The sequence below is a fragment of the Vibrio sp. 378 genome (assembly GCF_033339435.1).
Map to the genome: position 1 here is coordinate 1 of NZ_JAWOUO010001253.1, position 509 is coordinate 509.

The 509-nt window shown below is 43.4% G+C and carries 2 protein-coding genes; one reads left to right on the forward strand and one right to left on the reverse strand.

Translation table 11 applies throughout. The features are described 5' to 3' along the window. A partial coding sequence (locus tag R7Q48_RS31410; protein ID WP_318134380.1) for a peptide-methionine (S)-S-oxide reductase occupies positions 1-91 on the reverse strand: 91 nt, incomplete at its 3' end. Between the two features lie 181 nt (positions 92-272). Here R7Q48_RS31410 and R7Q48_RS31415 point away from each other — a divergent pair. Further along, positions 273-509, forward strand: a 237-nt coding sequence (locus R7Q48_RS31415; RefSeq protein ID WP_411979327.1) for a VOC family protein, incomplete at its 3' end; no start/stop codon positions are given.

Genomic DNA, 509 nt, shown 5'->3' on the forward strand with positions numbered 1-509 from the left:
GTCCAGCTTCGGTGCTGATTACGCCCGGAAGGTAGCGCATAAATTCTTGCACGCCCCAAAGGCAGCCGCCTGCGAAGTAAATCTCTTCCATCATGTTATCCTGTAAAACTTTGCGCCATTATGGACAACACCGTCATGCAAACACAACTCCTACCATAAAACAGGAACAAGGTTGCAGTGATTTGCTCTCTTTTTCATTCAAGTCGTCCTCGTTAGATTTGATGCCAATGCCAGCAATTATTGAATCACAAATACTTACGAAGAGAGCCAATATGAAAATAGAACATGTCGCGATTTGGACAGAGCGTTTGGAAGATCTGAAAAGCTTTTATGAGAAATATTTTAACGCCGTATCCAACGATAAATACCACAATCCGAAGAAGCACTTTTCGTCATATTTTCTTTCGTTTGAAAGTGGTGCTCGATTGGAGTTGATGTCGATGGAAGGAGTGAGCGCCTGTGAAAACTCTCACGCGATGCAAGTAACAGTGTTGGCACACTTTGCCTTC